This is a genomic window from Streptomyces poriferorum (assembly GCF_019399235.1).
Lineage (GTDB): Bacteria > Actinomycetota > Actinomycetes > Streptomycetales > Streptomycetaceae > Streptomyces > Streptomyces poriferorum.
The window spans coordinates 1-425 of the sequence record NZ_JAELVH010000651.1; the positions used below are offsets into that span (position 1 = coordinate 1).

1 protein-coding gene is annotated in these 425 nt (G+C 68.5%); it reads right to left on the reverse strand.

The window, feature by feature from the left end:
- Positions 1–425, reverse strand: a 425-nt coding sequence (locus JGS39_RS40255; RefSeq protein WP_219574689.1) for a condensation domain-containing protein, incomplete at both ends; no start/stop codon positions are given.

Sequence of the window (425 nt, forward strand, 5' to 3'; positions counted from 1 at the left end):
GTGAAGTCGGCGTACTGGACGGGCAGCGGGGCCCAGTTGGGTGTGTTGCCTGTGGTGCGGGCGGTGTAGGCGGTGGTGAGGTCGCGGGCCAGTGGGGTCAGTGACCAGCCGTCGGCTGCGATGTGGTGGATGACGAGCAGTAGGACGTGTTCGTCCGGTGTGGTCCGGAGGAGGGTGGCGCGGAGGGGGGTCTGGGTGGCGAGGTCGAATCCGTGGGTGACGGCTTCGGCGAGGTCGGTGCCGAGGTGTTCGGGGCTGGAGGAGATGTGGTGGAGTTCGGGCCGGGTGTCCTTGTGGATGACCTGGTAGCCGCCTTCGTCGTCCTGGGGGAAGACGGTGCGCAGGGATTCGTGGCGTTCCACGACGTCGGCCAGTGCTGCTTCGAGGGCGGTCGTGTCCAGGTTGCCGGTCAGGCGCAGGGCGAC